General features: G+C 61.4%; 5 protein-coding genes. All 5 read left to right on the top strand.

The window, feature by feature from the left end:
- Positions 1-161: 161 nt before the first annotated feature.
- Complete coding sequence (locus VM054_04265; GenBank protein ID HUT98271.1) at positions 162-893, top strand: hypothetical protein; 732 nt, start codon at positions 162-164, stop codon at positions 891-893.
- Positions 894-897: 4 nt separating this feature from the next.
- Positions 898-2,010, top strand: a complete 1,113-nt coding sequence (locus tag VM054_04260; protein HUT98270.1) for a glycosyltransferase family 9 protein — start codon at positions 898-900, stop codon at positions 2,008-2,010.
- Positions 2,003-2,557 carry an ABC transporter ATP-binding protein gene (locus VM054_04255; GenBank protein HUT98269.1) on the top strand — a complete coding sequence of 185 codons (555 nt, stop codon included), beginning with the start codon at positions 2,003-2,005 and terminating at the stop codon, positions 2,555-2,557. Before VM054_04260 ends, VM054_04255 begins: the two co-directional genes overlap by 8 nt.
- Positions 2,554-3,621, top strand: a complete 1,068-nt coding sequence (locus tag VM054_04250; GenBank protein ID HUT98268.1) for a CapA family protein — start codon at positions 2,554-2,556, stop codon at positions 3,619-3,621. Before VM054_04255 ends, VM054_04250 begins: the two co-directional genes overlap by 4 nt.
- Positions 3,622-3,683: 62 nt before the next feature.
- On the top strand, positions 3,684-4,211 hold a 528-nt coding region (locus VM054_04245; GenBank protein HUT98267.1), incomplete at its 3' end, for a hypothetical protein.

Genomic DNA, 4,211 nt, shown 5'->3' with positions numbered 1-4,211 from the left:
TACCGCGTCCGGGTCGGGCCGTTCCACGACCCGGAGGAGGCCGCCGGGACCGCCGCCGAGCTGCAGGAGAAGTACGGGCTCTCCCCCTACATCCCCCGGTAAGTGCTTAGCCTATTCACTCTTTCAGTGATGGGCTCATCTATAGGAATAGATGAACTTTTATGTTACTCCTTGAAATCCTAACAAGTTTAATAATGTGTTTTCTGAGCTTGATAGGTAAAATAATCTTTAAAAAAAGAATAGACCGCATTAAAAATAGTATTTTTGGTCAATGGCTTTATTTTAAAAACCAATTAATCGGCGTTTGGGTGTGGGACGACGAAAAAGAACATAAATATATATATCTTTCGTCTAAAGATGCAATTGAAGGTAGTAAGCAGAATTACACTCATCCAGGAATACAAAAAACGCATATAACTCTAAACGAGCACGATAACACTCTTTACAGACTTGGATTTATTGGCGGTAACAACGATAAAGGCTCCTTTGATAGTCGAGGTAGAATTGAACATAGAAATATACCGTCTAAGCTAACATTACATTGTTTAAAATGGAGAATTTCTTTACCTAGTGGTGCACAGCGATTATTTGTGCGTTCATGGGCTTTTATTGCGTCTCAAGCAAGTCATCTTATTGGCACAAATATAAATAATAATATTAACTATGCCTTACTGCTATATATACAAGACAAGGTAGCAACACAAAAAGATATTCAAGAAAGTTCTAAAGTATTTGGAGATAAAGCTAAAAAAATAAATAAGGTAAGAAATATTACTCAGTTACACCTTAAATTGAAAGTGAAAGGATTGCTGAAGAAAGCATTCCAAATACCCATATATGTAATTCAAACACGGGCTCCCGAATTTGTCAGGCAATTAATGGATTCTAAATAAAATTATGACTTTGAAACCAAGCACCGACTGCCGCTGGTATCTGGGCGACCGGCCCTGCCGGTTCAAACGCCTTTGCCCGGACTGCCCGCACCACGCCCCGCGCGGCGCGGAGATTTTAATCATCAAGCTGGGCGCCCTGGGCGACGTCCTGCGCACCACCGCCCTTCTGCCCGCCCTACGACGACGCCACGGCGACGACGCTTTTTTCACCTGGGTCACCCGCCCCGAGGCCCTTGACCTGGTGGCGAACCAGCCGCTGGTTGACGAAACCCTTCCCTTCGACCTCGAGACGGCCGTCGGCCTGCGCGGGCGGCGCTTCGACACCGTTTACGTCCTGGACAAGGACCCCGCAGCCACGGGACTGGGGCTCTCTGCGGAGGCCGGGGAGCGGCGGGGCTTCACCCACGACGGGCGCGGCGCCCTCGTACCGGCCAACCCGGAGGCGGAGTACTACTGGCGGCTGGGGCTGGACGACGAGGAGAAATTTTCCAAGAACACCCGGTCGTACCAGGAGCTGCTGGCCGGAGCGCTGGCGCTGGACTACCGGGGCGAGCCCTACGAGCTTCGACCGTCCGAGGAGGACCGGCGGGCGGCGGCTGATATTCTGGACGGAGAGAGAAAAGTAAAGGGCCTGGACCCCGACGCGCGGCTCGTCGGCCTGAACATCGGCGCGGGCGGGATCTTCGCCAACAAGAACTGGCCGCCCGGGCGATACGCCGAGCTGATGACCCTCCGGCCCGGATGGACCTTTTTAATCCTCGGAGGTCCCGCCGAGGCCCGGGCGATGGAGGTCCTGGGGGAATCCCCCAACGCACTGGCCGGGGGGAGCGACAACCCGCTACTCCGCTTCGCCGCCCTGGCGGAAAGATGCGACGCAGTGGTCACCGGCGACACCCTGGGGCTGCACGTGGCGCTGGCCGTGGGAACCCCCGTCGCGGCCCTCTTCGGACCCACCACCCCCCGGGAGATTGACCTCTACGGCCTGGGGGAAAAGCTTATGGGCGACTACGACTGCGCCCCCTGCTACCGCCGCACCTGCGACGTGAGCCCGTCCTGCGTGGAGGCCATCGGCGCGGACGCGGTGCTCGAGGCCGTGGAACGGATCCTCCGTGGCTGAACTGCGCCTCGAGGGCCGGGGACCCTCCCCCCTGGGCCGATATTCCGTAAAGATATCGCCGGGCGACCGTCTCTGCGTGACGGGCGGACCGGGCTCCGGTCGGACGACCTTCTGCCGGCTGCTGGCCGGCGTCCTTTCCCCCGAGAAGGGCGGCCTGACCCTGGACGGCGCGCCCTATTCGCCGCCCGACGGCCGTACGACCGCCCCGGTGGGTTATCTGCCCTTTCCCGCTCCCCCCCTGGGCCGCGCACAGGTCTCAGACGCGGAAACCGCCCGTCTACTCGGCGTCGAGCGATTATTGGGCAGGGAGGGCCCCTTCTCCGCGGGCGAAAACCAGCTCCTGCATTTTGGAAAAATTCTGAGCCGGGGTCACGCCTTCCTGGCCCTGGACCAGCCGCTCGCCCCGCTGAGCCCCCGGGACGCGGCGCGGGTGCTGGAAGTTTTAAATAAATCCGCCTGCGGCATCCTACTCACCGCAGCCGAGCCGCTCGAAGGTTGGCGCAACCTGAACCTCACCGGCGGTGAGCTGACCGAGAGCGACCCATGACCCGACGGGCCCTGCCCTGGTGGAGCTCCCTGGTGGCCCTGGCCCTGGTCTCGGCGCTCGTCTGGGCCGGGTTTTTTTTCGGCTCGCGGCTCATCCGTCCCGCACGCGGGCTCCAAGCCTACGGAGCCGTCACGCCCCCGCCCGAAACGGCCACCACCAGCCTGGTTCTCTGCGGCGACGTGATGCTGGCGCGGGGGGTGCGGGAAAAATCCGAGGCGGCCGGAGACACGGCCTGGCCCTTCCGCAACAACCTTTTCCTGACCGTCAACGCCGACGTCGCCTTCGCCAACCTCGAATCGCTCTTTTCCGAAAACCCCGACCCGAACCCGGCCCACCTCGTATTCCAACTCCGCCACGAGCAGGTGGAGGCGCTCCGGGTGGCCGGCTTCGATGCGGTATCCCTGGCCAACAACCACGCGGGCAACGTGGGGCGCGCCGGGATGGCCTATACGGTGGACCTTCTGCGCTCCAACGGCATCGCGCCGTCCGGCGGGGGGCACAATCTGGCAGAGGCCCACCGGCCCGCCGTCGTGGCGACGCCGAGACTCACCTTCGCCTTCTGCTCTTACGCCGCCGCCATCTCCCTGGTCGCCACCGACGACGCCCCGGGGCACACGGCCTGGGGCCTGGATCTCCTCCGGGAAGACCTGGCCCGGGCTGAAGGGGAAGCCGACGTGGTGGTGGTCAGCCTCCACGCAGGCGACGAGTACGCCCCCCGGGAGAACGGTTTGCAGCGCGATTTCGCGTACGCGGCCATTGACTCGGGCGCCGACATCGTCGTCGGGCACCACCCCCACGTCCTCGAGCCCATAGAGATTTACCAGGGTCGGCTCATCTGCTACTCCCTGGGCAACTACGTCTTCGATCAGCCCTGGAACTACGACGCCGGGCAGACGGCGGCGGTGGAGGTGCTCCTGCGGGGGGATGAACCGCGACGGGCCTACATCCACCCGCTACGGATAAACGCAGATTTCCAGCCCGAGCCGGTGGACGGCCTCGCGGCGGAGGAGATTCTCAGGCGTCTGGGCCTGGAAACGACCCGCATCGAGCTGGGTCAAGATTGACCGGAATTCCGAGTCTTTTGGCGTTAGACTGAAGTAACGGCCTAAACAGAAGCAGGTGCACCATGAGATGGATTGCGGTCATCCTGCCCCTCGTCTTCGGCATAGCATCGGCCGACGTGGGGCCCGACGGCGGTTATTCCGGCTCCTACGCCGGCGGCGGCCCCTTCGTCCGCTACTACGTCTACGACCTGGCCGACGTCTCGTCGAGCTTCGGGGGTCACTTCCTCGTATTGGGCGGGAGGGGCTACGGCGCGGTGAACGACTGGTTGCGTCTCGGCGGCTGCGGCGGCGGATCCGTGTCAGTCCTCGGCGAGGCGGACGAGGCGAACAACGATTCGGGCCTCGGCTTCGGCGGCTTCACCGTCGAGCCCTACTTCGCGCTCACCGACTGGCTCACCGTCTCTCTGCCGATCCTGGTGGGCGGCGGGGGGTATGAGTTCCGGCACCTCGTCGAGGAGTACCCGGATCACGAGTACCGCTACGAGCTCTACGAGTCCGCCTTCTGGCTCGTTGACCCCTGTATAGAGGTCATGCTCAAGCCGAATCCCTTCATGGGGGTGGGCCTCCAGGGCGGGTACAGCCTGTTCTTG

The organism is bacterium, assembly GCA_035528375.1.
Lineage (GTDB): Bacteria > RBG-13-66-14 > RBG-13-66-14 > RBG-13-66-14 > RBG-13-66-14 > RBG-13-66-14.
This window is presented reverse-complemented; position numbering and strand designations above follow the sequence as displayed.